The sequence below is a fragment of the Prosthecobacter sp. genome, from assembly GCF_044236155.1.
Lineage (GTDB): Bacteria > Verrucomicrobiota > Verrucomicrobiia > Verrucomicrobiales > Verrucomicrobiaceae > Prosthecobacter.
Window position 1 is genome coordinate 87,942 of the sequence record NZ_JBIIHA010000006.1, and the last position, 16,060, is coordinate 104,001.

Consider the following 16,060-nt stretch of genomic DNA (forward strand, 5'->3'; position numbering starts at 1 on the left):
TTTTTCGTTTTCACTTACGGCTTCAACTCTACCGCCTTGTAGCTGCGATGTTCGAGCAGGGATGGCAGCAGGCGTTTGACCTCGGGGCGCATGAGGTAGGAGTGGGTGTACCAATACACGGGCAGCATCGGCGCCTCGTTGAGAAGCAGGGTTTCGGCCTCGTTGAGGATTTGCAGGCGCTTGACGGCATCGCCTTCGCGGAAGCTCTGGTTGATGAGCTCGTCGTAACGTGGGTTGCTCCATCCGGTGTTGTTGTTGCCGTCGCCGGTCTGCCACATGGCGAGGAAAGTGGAGGGGTCCAGGTAGTCACCCACCCACGCGGCGCGGCAGACCTGGTAGTCGAGCTTGCGCTGGGATTCGAGATACACGCCCCAGTCTTGATTCAAGACGCGGACCGGGATGTTGAGGTGCTGCTTCCACATGGCCTGCACGGCTTCGGCGAGGGTGCGGTGGGCCTCGCTGGTGTTGATGAGGATGTCGAAGGCGGGGAACCCCTTGCCGTCAGGGTAGCCTGCGGCGGCGAGGAGACGTTTCGCCTCCACCGGATCGAAGCGCATGACTTCCGGCGTGCGGTAATCGGCCAGTGTGCCGGGCGGTGTGAGTCCTGTGGCCGGCTTTTGTCCGGCGCGGAGGATGTTGCGCGTGATACTCTCGCGATCAATGGCGAGCGCCAGCGCCTTGCGAACGTTCACATCGCTGAACGGCTTTTTCGTGACGTTGCAGCGGTAGAAATACACGCTGAGCAGCGGATCGGAGTGGAAGAAGGGGGATTTGCTCTCGCGGTAGCCGGGGATTTTTGCCAGCGGCAGCGTTTGTGTGACGTGGAGCTGGCCGTCGAGAAAGGCACGCTCCTCGGTCGTGTCGCTGGTGATGGGCAGGAAGACGATGCCGTTGAGCTTCACATTTGAGGCGTCCCAGTAGTGCGGATTGCGCTCCACCTCGACAGTCTGGTTCACACGCCAGCTTTTGAGCTTGAAGGGGCCGTTGCAGACCATGTTGGCAGGACGCGTCCAGCGCGTGTTGCCACGGTCGTCCATTTTACCATGCTTTTCGATGACGTGCCTCGGCACGGGAAACCACGAGTAGTGCTTCAGCATGCTCGGCAGATAGGGGGCGGGACCTTTGAGCGTGATTTGCAGCGTGTAGTCGTCGGGAGCCTTGGCGCCGACCTGGGTGAAGTCCTTCAACCTGCCAGTGTGGTATTCCTCGGCGTTGAGCATGGGGTAGAGCATGTTCGCGTAGTCCGCGCCGAGCCGTGGTGAAAGGATGCGCTGATAGGCGTAGAGGAAATCCGCGCTGGTGAGGGGCGTGCCGTCGCTCCACCGGCCGCTGGGCTGGAGTTTGAAGGTCCAGGTGGTGAAATTTTCGTGTGTCCAGCTCGCTGCGGCACCCGGACCGTCACCATCGGGATTCTTCGGCAGCGGGGCGATGAGCCCCTCGAAGATGGCGTGAAAGATGTGATGCTCCGGCTGGCCGCTGGCGAGCTGGTGATCCAGCGTGGCGGGTTCGCTGCCGTTGCCGATGAGCAGAATGCCCGCACGGCCTGCCTCCTCGACGCGTGCCGGACGATGCGTGCGCGCATGATGAAACCACGCGATGCCGCCCAGGACGGCGAGGAGGATGAAAACACGGACGAGCCAGCGCATGAGGCTGATCATGCCATGCGATGCCATGCGTGGCAACAGAACGGCCCCGCCATGCTCTGGCGGGGCCGCGTGGGGTTTTCAGAATTCAGATTCCGGCGCTACTACCTGCCGAAACCGAAGCTGAAACTGATGCCGCTGCGCGGACGTCCAAAAAAGGGAGTGCTGTAGCCCGGACGGCATCCGGGGGCGCCATGGCTGTGCCCGTAACCATAGGACGGGCGCGGATTGCAGGCTCCGCAGTGGCTGTGGTTCACCGGGATGGTGACCCACTGGCCCACGGGATGTCCGCAACGGTCGTAGCCGACGACCTGATAAACCGCATACACCGGGGTGCCGCAGGGCAGATAGCTGACCACACGGCGCGCGCCATTGCAGAAGTGGTCGGCTTTGGCGGTGGAGGGGGCCGCAAAACCAAGGACGGCGGCTGCGGCAATAACTGTGAAGAGTGTTTTCATGAGAGGTGGAATTTGTTTCCGCACTCTCTGACGGGGCCGTTTCAGGGCTATTCAGGCTCCATGAAAATATTTTTTGCCTAGTGCTGCGACATCGACTTCGGATCAAACGCATCGCGCAGTCCGTCGCCGAGCAAGTTGAGGGCGAGCAGCGTGGCGGAGAAGAAGATGCCGGGATAAAGCAGCAGCCACGGGTAGGTTTCCATGGCGTTGGCACCTTCACGGATGAGCACACCCCAGCTCGCGTCCGGCGGCTGGATGCCGAGACCGAGGAAGCTGAGCGCGGCCTCCAGCAGCATGACGCCTGGCACGGTGAGGCTCGCGTAGATGATGACGGGGCCCATCACGTTCGGCAGCAGATGTTTCCACACGATGTGCCAGAAGCCCGCTCCGCTGGCACGCGCGGCGATGACAAACTCGAGGTTCTTCAAAGCGAGCACCTGACCGCGCACCACACGCGCCATCGTGAGCCACTCCACCGCGCCGATGGCGACGAAGATGAGCCAGAAGTGCCGCCCGAACACGACCATAAGCAGGATGACGAAATTGATGAAGGGAAACGCATACAGGATGTCCACCAGGCGCATCATCGCCGCATCGACACGACCGCCCGCGAGGCCGGAGGCCATGCCATAAACAACGCCGATGACCGCCGCGACGGCGGTGGCGAGCAATCCGACCTCCAATGACACGCGACCGCCATGCAGGATGCGCGTGAGCATGTCACGCCCGAGTGAATCCGTGCCCAGCCAGTGCTGCACGCTGGGATCCGTGGCCTTGAGGTCAAGATTCTGCTGCGCTTGGTCATACGGAGACAGCCCCGGCCCGATCACGCACAGCAACACCAGCGCGACGAGAAACCACAGCGCCCACGCGTTCAAGCGATGCCGCATGAGACGCCGCCACGCGGCCTGGGTGGGAGAAAGACTTGTGGAGGCCGTGGTGCTCATGCGTGGAGGCGGATGCGCGGGTTCAGGACGGCTTGTATGATGTCCACGAGCAGGTTGAAGCCGACGATGAGCGCGGCGTAGAAAGTGGAGATGCCGATGGTGAGCTGATGGTCGCCATTGGTCGCCGCAGCGATGAAGAACTGCCCTAATCCAGGAAGCTGGAACACGGTCTCGACGATGAATGAGCCCGTGAGCAGGCCCGCGGCCGCCGGACCGAGGAAATTGAGCACAGGCAGGCAGGCGAGCTTCATGGCGTGCAGGAACACCACGGAGCCCTCGCCGGCCCCTTTAGCCCGCGCGGTGCGAATGAAATCCTGCGCCAGCGTCTCGCGCAGGCTGCCACGAGTGAGGCGCGCGATGTAGGCGCTGTAGATGATGCCCAACGTGAGCGCGGGCAGCACCCAGTCGGACGAGTCGAACCAGCCGGCGACATTGAACCAGCGCAGCTTCAGTCCGAACAAAATCGCGATCAGAGGCCCCAGCACCATACTGGGTGTGCAGATGCCCAAAGTGGCCGCGAGTGTGCTGCCACGGTCTTCCAGCGTGTTAGGCCGCAGCGCGGCGATGGCACCGAGCGGCACGCCGATGGCGAGCGCGATGAGCAATCCGGCCATTCCGACCGTCGCGGACACCGGAAAGCCGGAGGCGATGATCTCATCCACGCCGCGGCCTTTGTAGTGATACGACTCCGGGAGATCGAGCGTGGCGTAGTGTTTGATCGTGAGCCCGAGGCGCACGATCCACGGCTTGTTGAGGCCGAAGTACTCTTCCTGCGCCTTCTTGGTCTCCTCTGAAACGTTGCGCTCATTTCGGATCGCCCCGCCGGGCACCATCTCCGACAGCGTGAAGGTGATCGTGATCACCGCGAGGATGACGACGACACCTTGAACGAGGCGGCTGAGGAGAAAGCGGATCATTTCGACTTCTCGTAAAGCTCGGCGATGTCCACGGCGGCGAGTTCGATGAGGTAAGTGGCGATTTTCGCGCCGAGGGCTTCGAGATAGCGTTTTCCCTTCTCGGCGGTGCTGTGCTGCGGATCGCCGCTGCCGGTGTCGTTCGTGGCCTTGAGCCAGTCACGCTGCGCCCATGCCCATTTCTCGTTGATGGCCTTCAGCTTCCAGCGATTGTCGGTGCCGGGGCCCCACTCGCTCTTCGGCAGCACGAGGTGCGGATGCAGGTGCATGATGAGGCTGGTCTCGCGCTCGTCGGCGTGGTCGCCGATGATCTGGAAAATGTCTTCGCCTTTGACCGCCTGGAACCAGCTCACCGTGCTGAGGAACATCTTCGGATGCCGTGCCTGGAGCTCGCGCAGCATCTGGCGGAAGTCATTGCCGCCGTGGCCGTTCATGATGACGAATTTCCTCACTCCAACGCCTTCGAGGCTGGAAATGACGTCCTCCAGAACGGCAAGCTGCGTGCTGGGATTCATGTTGATGCAGAAAGGGATGTCGAGCTGGCCGGTTTGCACGCCAAACGGCACATTTGGCAGGATGGCGACCTTCGCGCCCGTTTCCCATGCGATGCGCCCGGCCTCGGCGGCGATGGCGTCGTTTTGCAACGAGTCGGTGGCGTAGGGCAGGTGATAGTTGTGCGCCTCTGTTGCTCCCCAGGGCAGCATGGCGACATCGTAGCGGGTCTGCTGGACATGTCTCCAGTTCGTTTCGGCAATGATCCAGGGTCTCGGACTCATGGGGAGATGTTAAAGAGGCAAACCGCTGATGCAAAGGAGACAAAACGAGCATCAAGCGGTCTTGAACTTCATCCCTGATCCATGATGGTGTCATATCATGTTTGAGTCACGCACAGCCCCTCTTGCGCCGCGCCACGTTTTCCTGTGGCGTTTTCTCCGCTACCTCGCCGCCGCGATGGTGCTGGTCGGCCTCTCGCTCGGCGCCGGAGTGCTGGGTTACCACTACATCGCGGAACTGGGGTGGATCGACAGCCTGCTAAACGCCTCGATGATCCTCGGCGGCATGGGGCCGGTCGATCCGCTGAAAAATGACGCCGCGAAGTTTTTTGCCTCCGCCTACGCCTTGTTCAGCGGCTTGGTGGCCATCACAGTGATGGGCATGGTGCTGGCCCCGCTGGCGCATCGTGCCTTGCATTTGTTTCACCTGGAAGAGGAGGATGAGAAATCATGAGCCAGGAACGAATCGTTATTGTCGGTGCCAGTGACAATCCCGAACGCTACAGCCACAAGGCGCTGCTGCTTTTGCGGCGACACGGACACGAAGTCGTCCCCGTTCATCCGAAGCTGGCGGAGATCGAGGGAATCAAGGTCGTGCCTGATCTCGCCGCCGTCACCGGTCCGGTGGACACGGTGACGATGTATGTCGGCCCGGCGATTTCCGCTGGCTTGACGGAGAAACTGACCGCGCTGAGGCCTCGGCGTGTCATTTTCAACCCTGGCGCGGAGAATTCAGCACTGGCGGGCGCTTTGCAAAAAGCCGGAATCGCCTGTGAGGAAGCCTGCACGCTGGTGCTGCTGAACACGGGGCAGTTTTGAACGCCCCGTTTCACCGCCAGTCTGAATACCCATGCTCGAGAGCCAGAAAGACCGCATCTACGAACGCAGCCGCCTGCGTGCGAAAGGCGTTGCTGAAGAGGAGATCGTGAAAAGGCAGCGGAGGCCCTTCAGGCCGGCGTTCGTGGACGGAAAACGCAAGACGCGCGACTCGGCGACCCCGGAGGATGTGCCCACCGCCCAGTTCGCCTTTCGCCACCAGGGCTGAGCGGCGTCTTGCCCCGGTTCCGCGACCTGCTAGCATCGCGGCACAAACCGCATGCCCGCGAACCGCTTCTATTCCTCCTTCGACTTCGAGACGCTCGATCCGCGCACGCCGCAGGCCGGCGAGTATCGCAATCCGTTTCAAATCGACCGCGACCGCATCATTCACAGCAGCGCGTTCCGGCGCCTGCAAAGCAAGACGCAGGTTTTTTTGTCGGGCGAGTATGATTTCTACCGCACACGGCTCACGCACAGCATCGAGGTGGCTCAAATTGGCCGCAGCATCTGCGCATGGCTGGCGCAGCAGGGCAGCGTCCTCGGTGATGACTGCTTCATCGACCCTGATCTCGTCGAAAGCACCTGCCTGAGCCACGATCTCGGCCACCCACCCTTCGGCCACGCGGGTGAGCGCACGCTGCACCGGCTGATGGAGCCTTATGGCGGCTTCGAGGGCAACGCGCAGACGCTGCGCATCCTGACACAGACCTTGTTCAGCGAAGGCCGTGTTGGAATGAATCCGACGCGCGCGCTGCTCGACGGTGTGCTGAAATACAAGACGCTCTTCGCAGAAAAACCCGCGAACAAGGCCAACCACTACCTTTACAACGATCAGGAGCGCTGGCTCGATTTCGCGATGGGCAATCAGGCGTTTCCTGTCGAACTCACGCCGGGAAAGGCGCGCAACAGCTTCAAGAGCATCGAATGCCAGATCATGGACTGGGCGGATGACACCGCGTATTCCCTCAATGATCTCGCCGACGGCATCCACGCGGGCTTCATCGACGTGAGTCGTGTCGAACGCTGGGCGGCGGAGCAAACGCTCAGCAGCGATGACAGCGGTGACGTGGAGTTCCTTTGCAAAGCGATGCGTGACGGCCGTGTCGAAGGCCGTCTCAATCGTCTCATTGGAGAATGCATCCGTGCCATAAAGCTCGCAACGACGGCGAATTTCCTCAGCCAGAGCACGAAGCGGCATCAGTTCGCGCTGGAGATTGATCCCGCGCAACGCCGCCGGGCCGATCTGCACAAGAAGATCGCGTTCGATCTCGTCTTCCGCAGCCCGCAGCTCCAGCAGCTCGATCACAAGGCCGACTTCATCCTCAAACGTGTGTTCGAGGTGCTGCGCGAACGCTACATTGAACCCTCGCAGCCGAAAGGCCTGCACCTGATGCCGCAGTCGATCGAAAAGGAGATTCAGAAGGCCGGAACCGCAAACGAACGCGCCCGCCTCGTCTGCGACTGGATCGCCAACATGACCGACCACTTCGCGTTCCGCACCTACCGCCGCCTTTTCGACGCCGACTTTGGCTCGATCACGGATTTCGTGTGAGCTTATCGTGCGTGGCCTGCTTGTTCCCGAGGTTCGGAACGTATTGTGGTCATGCGCTTCCTCACACTTTTCCTCCTTTCGGCTGCTCACGTGCTCGCGGTTCAGATTGCGACCTTCCGTGCCGTTGTCACGCCGCCCATCGGCGCACCGCTGTGTGGTGGCCTCGTCAAACCGGCCGCAGGTGTCAGCGAGCCCTTGCTGGCGCTTGGTATCGTGCTGTTGAGCAATGAAAAGCCCGTCGTGCTCTGCGCTATCGACTTCTGTGAGATTCGCGGCGCGGATCACATCCACTGGCGCGAGGTTTTGGCCAAAGCCGCCGCCACCACGCCCGAACGCGTTGCCCTGCACTCGCTGCATCAACACAACGCACCTCTCGTGGACAACGCGGCGCAAAAGCTCCTGCCAGAGATCGGCATCCTCGATGCCGCAGCGACCGAAAAAGCACTCGTCGGCATCGCAGCGAGCATCGAAGCCGCTTTGAAGGCTCCGCAGACCGTGACGCACATCTCCACCGGCGAGGCCAAAGTGCTCGAAGTGGCCGGAAACCGACGCGTGCAGGTCATCGACGGCAAAGTGGGCAAAATGCGCGGCAGCGGCAGCAAAGACCCGGTGCTGCGTGCCTTGCCCGAAGGCCTCATCGACCCGTTTTTGAAGACCGTGAGCTTTTGGAATGGCGACAGGAAACTCGCCGCGCTGCACTACTACGCCACGCACCCGATGAGCTACTACGGCGACGGCATCATCAGTCACGACTTCGCTGGCATCGCTCGCGAAAAGCGCACGCAGGAGGATGGCGTGCCGCACATCTACTTCACCGCCTGCGGCGGCAACATCGGCGCAGGCAAATACAACGACGGCACGCCGCCGATGCGCCCCTTGCTCGCGGGCCGCATCCACGCCGCGATGGTCGCGTCCGAGCAAAATGCAAAGCGTGTGCCGCTCACCAAGCTCGCTTGGAAGCATGTGCCCGTCGTCTTGCAGCCCGATCCCGAGTTCCCCGAGGAGCGCATGCTCAAAGTGATGCAAAACACCGCCACCGCGCCCACCACACGCATCGCCGCCGCCCTGCGCATCGGCTTCATCCGCCATCGCGAGCCAATTCCCTTCACCAGCCTGCATCTCGGCGACGACGTGTGCCTCGTGCATCTGCCCGGCGAGAGCTTTGTCGAGTATCAACTCTTCGCGCAGCAGCAGCGGGCAGGTGGCTTTGTCTGCACCGCGAGCTATGGCGATGGCGTGACGGGTTACATCCCGCTGGAGCATTCATTCAAAGAAGGCGGCTACGAGCCCTCACAGGCCTATGCGGCCCCAAACTCCGAAAAAGTGATCAAACAGACCCTCTCGGACCTTTTGAAGAAATGACCATGAAACGCCTCCTCCTCTCACTCCTCGTCGCCAGCACCGCTTTCGCTCAAAACGACCTCAAACCGCTGCGTGCGGGCATCATCGGTCTCGATACCTCCCACGTCCCGGCCTTCACGAAGCTCTTCAACAAAGGCGAGACCGAGGGCGAACTCGCAGGCATCAAAATCACCATCGGCTACACCGGCGGCACGGACATGCCGGCCAGCAAGGACCGCAAAGAGAAGTTCACCCAGCAGCTTCGCGACATGGGCGTGGAGATCGTGCCGACCATTCCCGAACTGCTCGCGAAGGTCGATGTGGTGCTGCTGGAGAGCGTGGATGGCCGCATCCATCTGCAAGAAGCACGGGAGATCTTCAAAGCGGGCAAACCGGTCTTCATCGACAAACCCGTCGCAGGCACGCTCGCCGAGGCCATCGCGATTTTTGAACTCGCGAAGAAGAGCAACGTGAAGATCTGGTCGAGCTCATCCTCGCGCTTCGGGGCTGATTTGATCGCCATGAAGACGAATCCCGAGATCGGCGACATCCTCAGCGTGACGACTTGGGGTCCGTGCTCGTATCAGAGCGGCACTCCGGACCTCTTCTTCTACGCCATCCACGGCATCGAGTCGCTCTTCGCGCTAATGGGCACCGGCTGCGAGACCGTTTCACGCACCAAAGGCCCTGTCACTGATCAAGTCACTGGCGTGTGGAAAGACGGACGCGTCGGCACCTATCGCGGCATCGTGAAAGGCAAGTCGGAGTTCGGGGCGCTTGTCTTCGGCAGCGCCGGTGTGCGCCAAGGAGCCAAAACCATCAGCTACGAGGCCCTCTGCCGTCAGATCGGCACCTTCTTCCGCACCGGCACCCCACCCGTGAGCGAAGCCGAGACTCTCGAAATCTTCACTTTCATGGAAGCCGCCGACGAAAGCCTCCGCCACGGCGGCAAGCCTGTCGCCCTAGCTGATGTGCTCGCGAAGGCGAAGGAGGAAGCGGCGAAACTCATCCGCGAATGACGAACACAGCAAGCTCGGACGCACTTCATGAACCGCATCTCTCGCCTTCTAAAGCTGCTAAGCCTCATGGCGGGCACCAGCTTGTCGGCGGGAGAAGCCGTGCACTTGCATGAGCAAATCGATGGCTTGATGATGAAGGATTGGGCGGCAGCAAAGATCACACCGGCAGTCACAAGCACGGATGCTGAATTTTTCCGAAGACTGAATCTAGACCTGAATGGCGTGATTCCGACGCAGTCCGAGACAAAGGCGTTCCTCGATGACCAAAAGCCTGATAAGCGCTCTCGAGCAATCGATGCACTGCTCTCACGGCCTGAGTATGCGCTGCACATGGCACGAGTGTTTGACGTGATCCTCGCTGAGCGTCGGCTGCCTGCGGTGAAGTCGTATGATGTCGCTGCTACGGCTTGGCGGGGCTATCTGGCGGAGTCCTTCGCGGCAAACAAGCCCTGGGATGTGATGGCGCGTGAGATCTTGGCGAGCGATGGCAGCGATGAGAAACAGCCTGGAGCGGTGAAGTTTTATGTCGCTCGTGATGCTGAGCCTCATCAGATCACGCGTGATGTAGCACGCGTATTTCTCGGTGCGGACTTGCAGTGCGCACAGTGCCACGATGATCCCCGGTTCGATGACTACAAGCAGGCGGACTACTTCGGCATCTATGCGTTCGTGAGCCGCCTTTCGTTCTTTCGCGACAACAAACTGAATCGTTCCTTCGTCGGCGAGAAAGCGATGGGCGATGTGACCTTCACCTCCGTTTTCACGACAAAGCAGGGCAAGACGGACCCGCGTCTTCCGGGTGGCCAGATGATCGCTGATCCGAAGCTGGAGAAGGGGAAGGAGTATCTGATGGCACCGAGCAACTCGGCACGAGGAGTGCCGGTTTACAGTCGGCGCAAGCAACTGGCCGAACAGATGCCGCGTGCGGAGACGCCGGGTTTTTCCAGAAACCTCGGCAACAGGCTCTGGGCGCTGATGTTTGGCCGGGGACTGGTGCATCCGCTCGACTTGCATCACGCCAAGAATCCGCCATCGCACCCGGCAGTGCTCGCAGCCATCGAGCAGTGGTTGGTGCAGCACCGCTACGACATCAAGGGATGCCTGCGCGAGATCGCGCTGAGTCGTTGCTATCAGCTATCGAGTGAATTGCCGGGCGGGGTCGAGTCTCCAGTGGACGCATTTGCTGCTGCGGCTATGCGGGCGCTCACGCCAGAGCAGATGCGCTGGTCCTTGCTCCAGGCGACGGGTCGCATTGATATTCATTTTATCCGCACGCTGGAACAGCTCAAAAAGACCAAGCCCACTGAGGTCGAAACCAAGCTCAAAGACTGGCACTGGAAGAAAGACGGCTACGAAATGCTCGAAAAGCAATCCAGCGCCGTGATTGCCGCCTTTTCTCCTCTGCCGGGCACCGATGACAGCAAGATCGATCCTGTCGTCGATCACGCGCTCTTCCTGCTGAACAGCCCCAAGATCATCGAGCTCACCAAAGTGGCTCCTGGCACCGCGTTTGATCGCTGGGCGGCTTTGAGTGATCCAGCGGCACTCGCTGAGGATCTTTATCTCAGCCTTTTGAATCGCAGACCCGTTGCGCCAGAGACGGAGGAAGTCACCAGCCTCGTGAAAAGCACCAAGACGCCAAAGGAGCGGGCGGAAGCCTTGCAGCCGCTCGTGTGGGGTTTGCTCTTATCGGCGGAGTTTCGTTTTAACCACTGATCGTATGCAACTCAACCTCACCCGCCGCCAAGCCATCGCACGCACGCTCGGACTCGCCGGAGCAGCCGCCATGGCACCATCGGCCCTCGCGGCATCGCCGCATCGGAAGCAACTGCTCGTGCTGTTTCTCTCCGGTGGCGCGAGTCAGCTGGAGACCTGGGACCCGAAGCCAGGCACCAAGTTCGGTGGCCCGTTTCGTGCCATCAACACCTCACTCGATGGCGTGCGCATCGGCGAGCTGCTGCCGCGCACGGCGAAGATCATGCACAGGCTCGCTGTGGTGCGCAGTGTGAACTCGAATCTGCCAGATCACGAAAAAGGCCACTACGCGATCCAAGCCGGCCGCCTGGCCCCTGGCTATCCGGTGCTCGGATCGGCAGTGGCGAAGCTGCTGGAGCAACCCGGTGATGTGCTGCCCGGTTACATCACCCTGCGACGCGATGGACCGAAAGCCTACACAGACACAGGTGATGCTGGCTTTCTCGGCGCGAAATATGAAGGCGTGCGCGTCATCAATGGCCTGCCACCGGAGAATCTCATCGTTCCCGCTGGCATCAATGCCGCTGCGCTCCAGACACGCGATGCCGCACGCCGCGCTGCGGATGAACGCTTCCTCCGCACCCATGCCAAGGCACCGATCAACGGCTACGGCACGACCTTTGACCAAGCCAGGGCACTCATGCAGCGACGCGAGATTTTTGATCTCAAGGCCGAGTCGCCCAAGGATGTCGAGCGTTATGGCCGCCACGACTTCGGCCAGAATTGCATGCTCGCTCGCCGACTTCTCGAAGCCGGTGTGCCCTGCGTGCGCGTGGTGCATTTCGACTGGGACGCACACCAGGACAACTTCTACTGGCACCAGATGCGCTGTGCGGAGTTTGACCGCACCTTTGTCACGCTGCTCGATGATCTGGAACAGCGCGGCATGCTGGAGCACACGCTCGTCGTCGTCACTGGCGAGATGGGCCGCACGCCGCAGATCAACAACTTCGGCGGACGTGATCACTGGGGCCGTGCGTGGTCCGTGGCGATGGCGGGCTGTGGCATCAAACAGGGCGTGGTGCATGGCATGACCAATGACCTCGGCACAGAGGTCAAAGAGGACGAAGTCGGCATCGGTGATCTCTTTCACACCTACCTCACCGCGCTCGGCATCGACTCCAGCGCCGATTACCATCTCAACGGCCAGACCAATCCCGTCGCCGATCCTGCTGCCAGGCCAATCAAAGCCGTGCTGGCGTAAACCACTCGCGCTTATGCCCGTCAACCCAACCAAAACCAAACTCATCATCGAGCACAAGCACGAGGTGCCGCTGATGAGCTGCGTCTTTTCGCCAACCGGCAGGCATCTGTTGGCGGGTGGACGCGATGCCGGAGTTGTGTGCATTGAGGTTGCCAGTGGTAAAAAAACGATGCTCACCGGACATGAGAGCTGGGTCGGCGACATGGCACGTGCTGGCGATGATCTGGTGCTCACCAGCGATTACATCGGAGGCGTCATCGCATGGGATTGCAGCGGAGAATTGCCCGCGCTGCGCTGGAAAATCGCGGCCCATCCCAGCACCATTCGCGCTCTCGCAGTGAGTGCCGATGGCAAGATCCTCGCCACCGGAGACCGCGATGGCACCGTGCGTCTGTGGCAGAGCGGCGATGGCAAAATGATGCGCGAGTTCCCCAAGAGCGAGCATCCCATCTATGGACTCGCATTGCACCCGGATGGAAAACGCATCATCACCGCTGACCGCCGACCGCAAAAGCCAACGATTCAGGTATGGGATATCGCCAGTGGCAAAGAGCTGCTGAAAATCGAAGTGCCCGAGCTCTCTGGTTATCGACGCGTGGAAGACATCGAGTGGGGCGGCATCCGCAGCCTCACGCTCTCCGCAGATGGCAGCCTGATCATGGCCTGCGGACGTGCAGGATATGACGGCCCGGCCAGCATGCTGCTTTACGACATCACCAGCGGCAAACTGCACCGCAAACTCTCCTCCACGCTCAAAGGATTCTGCTACAGCGCCCGCTGTCATCGCGATGGCTTTGTCATGGCCGCCAGCGGCGAGATCGCCAAGGGCGAGTTTCGTGCCTGGAAGACCGATCAGGACAAATCCCTCGCCGACACTGCCACAGCAGGCCCCTGCACCGCTCTCGACATTCACCCCGACAGCACACGCTTCGCCATCACTCAAGCCATTGGAAAAAGTTCATATCCTGAAACGGGCGTACTGGCGATCTACGAGTGGCAGGCATGAATCATGGATCACCTCAACAAAGTTCACAGACATCCTTCTACAAACCCGTAAACCAACACCACCATGCTCACACCTACACGCCGACGCTTTTTTGAAGACTCGCTCATGGCCGCTGCGGCGGTCGCTCTGCCGAAAAATTTGCTCGGTGCCGATCCGGCACCGGTTTCAGCGAATGAGAAGATCACCGCTGCCATCATTGGATGTGGGATTCGCGGGAAGGCGCATGCACGGGAGTTGGCGAGGCTCGCGGAGTGCGATGTGGCGTATGTTTGCGATCCCGATCTCGACCGTGCGTATGAAGTGGGTGCTTTGATGGTCGAACTGAAGCGGCCGATGCCGAAGAAGGTGCAGGACTTGCGGAAGGTGCTCGAAGACAAAGCCGTCGATGTCGTTTTCATCGCGACGCCGAACCACTGGCATGCGCTGGCCGCGATTTGGGCGATGCAGGCGGGCAAGGATGTGTATGTCGAGAAACCCGTGAGCCAGAATGTCGAGGAAGGCCGCCGCATCGTGCAGGTGGCGCGGAAGCTCGGGCGCATCGCGCAAACGGGCACGCAGAACCGCTCGCGCGGTGCTTTGGCCGAGGCGGTGAAATTCATGCGCGAGGGCAAACTGGGCGACGTGAAGCTGGCGAAGAGCATCATCTACAGCGGACGCGGCAGCATCGGCGGCCCGGCGGAGTGCGTGATGCCGCCGCGCTGTGATTACAACCTCTGGGCCGGCCCCGCACCGATGACGAAGCTCACGCGGCCGAAGTTTCACTATGACTGGCATTGGTTCTGGGACACCGGTAACGGCGAGATCGGCAACAACAACGTCCACTCGCTCGACATCTGCCGCTGGGGCCTCGGCGTGACCGGATTGGGTCGCAGCGTGCTCAGCTACGGCGGTCGCCTCGGCTACACCGACGTTGCCGAGACACCGAACTCGCAGGTCGGCATCTTCGACTTCGGCGACAAGACCATCGTCTCCGAAACACGCGGCCTCAAAACCTCGCCGTTTCATCCCACGATCAAATCCATGTGGTTCTTCTACGGCAGCGAAGGCATCATTGCCGACACCAGCCTCTTTGATCCCAAAGGCAATCTCGTCCGCGCCTTCGAAGGCAAATCGGAGAACCACTTTGCCAATTTCCTCCGCGCCGTGCGCAGTCGCAAACACACCGACCTCGCCGCCGACATCGAAGAAGGCCATCAAAGCACCGCGCTCTGTCACATCGCGAACATCTCGTATCGCCTCGGCTCCAAAACCTCCGTGAACGACATCTCGAAGCGTCTCAGCGACATCCAAGCTCACGAAGATGTGCAGGACACGCTGGAACGCACAAAGCACTACCTCGCCGAAGCCGGAGTCGATCTCGAAAAGACCCAAGTCACCCTCGGCCAGCATCTCCGCGTCGATGGCGACAAGGAAAGCTTCCTCGACAACGCCGCTGCAAATGCGCTGCTCACCCGCGAGTATCGTGCACCGTTTGTGGTGCCGAAGCTGAGTGAGATTTGAGGTGCCAAGTCCGTTTGGACCTGATGCGCTCCATCCTCCTCGCTTTGCTCGCCGTGCCTGCTTTTGCAGCTGAACCTGTCGTTTTTGTCTCGGCCTTTGCCTCGGGCGAAAAGGCAGGGATTCATGCGTTTGGCTTCGATTCGGAAGCTGGCACGCTAAAGCCGCTGAAACGCACCACGGGCATTCAGAGCCCGTTTTTCATCGCGATCTCGCCGGACAAGCGGTTCCTGTATTCGATCGACGAGTTTGGCGGGAAGGACAATTACGTCGCTGCTTTTGCGATTGAAGGTCGTGGCGGGGATTTGCGACCGCTGAACCGCCAAAACACACGCGGCACGGCCTCGTGCTTTGTCGAAGTCGATCCCACGGGCAAGTCGGTGCTCATCGCTAACTACAGCAGCGGTGATGTGACCTCGTTTCCGGTGAAGAACGACGGCTCGCTCGGTGTAGCGGCCTCCTTTTTCCAGCACAGCGGCTCCAGCGCCGATCCGGAGCGCCAGAAAGGACCGAACGCGCACTGCTTCATCATCAGCCCCGATGCTAAACACGCGCTCGCCTGCGATCTCGGCATCGACAAGGTCATGATCTACACGCTCGACGCTGCCAGCGCCAAGCTCACCCCGCATGCCACGCAGCCCTTCACCAAGCTCACGCCCGGCAGCGGCCCGCGGCATTTGACTTTTCATCCCGGCGGCAAGCTCGTCTATGTCATCAACGAACTCGCCAACACGATCACCGTCTTCGACTGGACTGCCGCCGCTGGCACGCTGAAGGAGAAACAAACCATCGCCACGCTGCCGAAAGACTTCACCGGCAAGAGCTACACCGCCGATCTGAAGATCACACCCGACGGAAAACATCTCTACGGCACCAACCGCGGCCACGACAGCCTCGCCAGCTACCGCATCGCCCCCGACGGCACGCTCACGCTGCTCACCATCCAACCCAGCGGTGGCAAAGGCCCGCAAAACCTCCTCATCACCCCCGACGGCCGCTGGCTGCTGTGCGCGAACATGCCCGGCAACAACGTCGTCGTTTTCCAGATCGATTCCGCCAGCGGCTCGCTCACCGCGAAGGGCGATTCCGTCGAAGTGCCCATGGCCTCGTGCATCCGTTGGATGGAGTAACA

16 protein-coding genes are annotated in these 16,060 nt (G+C 60.9%); 11 read left to right on the forward strand and 5 right to left on the reverse strand.

What is annotated here, in order from left to right; all coding sequences use genetic code 11:
• Positions 1-14 precede the first annotated feature (14 nt).
• The 5 genes from ACILSE_RS07310 to ACILSE_RS07330 all read right to left on the reverse strand — a co-directional run bounded on the left by ACILSE_RS07310 (position 15) and on the right by ACILSE_RS07330 (position 4,738).
• On the reverse strand, positions 15-1,646 hold the full coding sequence (locus tag ACILSE_RS07310) for a peptide ABC transporter substrate-binding protein (protein WP_395716716.1): 1,632 nt from the start codon (positions 1,644-1,646) through the stop codon (positions 15-17).
• Between the two features lie 101 nt (positions 1,647-1,747).
• A complete protein-coding gene (locus tag ACILSE_RS07315; RefSeq protein ID WP_395716717.1) occupies positions 1,748-2,101 on the reverse strand; it encodes a hypothetical protein in 354 nt (117 codons plus the stop codon).
• Positions 2,102-2,178: 77 nt separating this feature from the next.
• A complete protein-coding gene (locus ACILSE_RS07320) occupies positions 2,179-3,048 on the reverse strand; it encodes an ABC transporter permease (protein ID WP_395716718.1) in 870 nt (289 codons plus the stop codon).
• Positions 3,045-3,965, reverse strand: a complete 921-nt coding sequence (locus tag ACILSE_RS07325; protein ID WP_395716719.1) for an ABC transporter permease — start codon at positions 3,963-3,965, stop codon at positions 3,045-3,047. The genes ACILSE_RS07320 and ACILSE_RS07325 overlap by 4 nt, the downstream gene beginning before the upstream one ends.
• Positions 3,962-4,738: a creatininase family protein gene (locus tag ACILSE_RS07330; RefSeq protein ID WP_395716720.1), complete on the reverse strand. Its 777-nt coding sequence runs from the start codon at positions 4,736-4,738 to the stop codon at positions 3,962-3,964. Before ACILSE_RS07330 ends, ACILSE_RS07325 begins: the two co-directional genes overlap by 4 nt.
• A gap of 97 nt (positions 4,739-4,835) precedes the next feature.
• Here ACILSE_RS07330 and ACILSE_RS07335 point away from each other — a divergent pair, with 97 nt between their 5' ends.
• The 11 genes from ACILSE_RS07335 (at position 4,836) to ACILSE_RS07385 (ending at position 16,058) form a co-directional block, all read left to right on the forward strand.
• On the forward strand, positions 4,836-5,189 hold the full coding sequence (locus ACILSE_RS07335; protein WP_395716721.1) for a hypothetical protein: 354 nt from the start codon (positions 4,836-4,838) through the stop codon (positions 5,187-5,189).
• Entirely contained in the window at positions 5,186-5,554 is a 369-nt protein-coding gene (locus ACILSE_RS07340; protein WP_395716722.1) for a CoA-binding protein, read from the forward strand. Before ACILSE_RS07335 ends, ACILSE_RS07340 begins: the two co-directional genes overlap by 4 nt.
• Before the next feature lie 31 nt (positions 5,555-5,585).
• Positions 5,586-5,780, forward strand: coding sequence for a hypothetical protein (locus ACILSE_RS07345; RefSeq protein WP_395716723.1), 195 nt, complete (start codon positions 5,586-5,588; stop codon positions 5,778-5,780).
• A 51-nt stretch (positions 5,781-5,831) separates the two neighbouring features.
• A complete protein-coding gene (gene dgt, locus ACILSE_RS07350) occupies positions 5,832-7,106 on the forward strand; it encodes a dGTP triphosphohydrolase (protein WP_395716724.1) in 1,275 nt (424 codons plus the stop codon).
• A 51-nt stretch (positions 7,107-7,157) separates the two neighbouring features.
• Positions 7,158-8,468 carry a hypothetical protein gene (locus tag ACILSE_RS07355; RefSeq protein WP_395716725.1) on the forward strand — a complete coding sequence of 437 codons (1,311 nt, stop codon included), beginning with the start codon at positions 7,158-7,160 and terminating at the stop codon, positions 8,466-8,468.
• 2 nt (positions 8,469-8,470) lie between these two features.
• The gene (locus ACILSE_RS07360) at positions 8,471-9,466 is read left to right on the forward strand and encodes a Gfo/Idh/MocA family protein (protein ID WP_395716726.1); all 996 of its coding nucleotides are present in this window, start codon (positions 8,471-8,473) and stop codon (positions 9,464-9,466) included.
• A 27-nt stretch (positions 9,467-9,493) separates the two neighbouring features.
• Positions 9,494-11,182, forward strand: a complete 1,689-nt coding sequence (locus ACILSE_RS07365) for a DUF1549 domain-containing protein (RefSeq protein WP_395716727.1) — start codon at positions 9,494-9,496, stop codon at positions 11,180-11,182.
• A 4-nt stretch (positions 11,183-11,186) separates the two neighbouring features.
• The gene (locus ACILSE_RS07370) at positions 11,187-12,425 is read left to right on the forward strand and encodes a DUF1501 domain-containing protein (RefSeq protein WP_395716728.1); all 1,239 of its coding nucleotides are present in this window, start codon (positions 11,187-11,189) and stop codon (positions 12,423-12,425) included.
• A 13-nt stretch (positions 12,426-12,438) separates the two neighbouring features.
• The gene (locus ACILSE_RS07375) at positions 12,439-13,431 is read left to right on the forward strand and encodes a WD40 repeat domain-containing protein (protein ID WP_395716729.1); all 993 of its coding nucleotides are present in this window, start codon (positions 12,439-12,441) and stop codon (positions 13,429-13,431) included.
• 63 nt (positions 13,432-13,494) lie between these two features.
• Positions 13,495-14,931: a Gfo/Idh/MocA family protein gene (locus tag ACILSE_RS07380; protein ID WP_395716730.1), complete on the forward strand. Its 1,437-nt coding sequence runs from the start codon at positions 13,495-13,497 to the stop codon at positions 14,929-14,931.
• A gap of 23 nt (positions 14,932-14,954) precedes the next feature.
• Positions 14,955-16,058, forward strand: coding sequence for a lactonase family protein (locus ACILSE_RS07385; protein ID WP_395716731.1), 1,104 nt, complete (start codon positions 14,955-14,957; stop codon positions 16,056-16,058).
• The last annotated feature ends 2 nt before the right edge of the window (positions 16,059-16,060 follow it).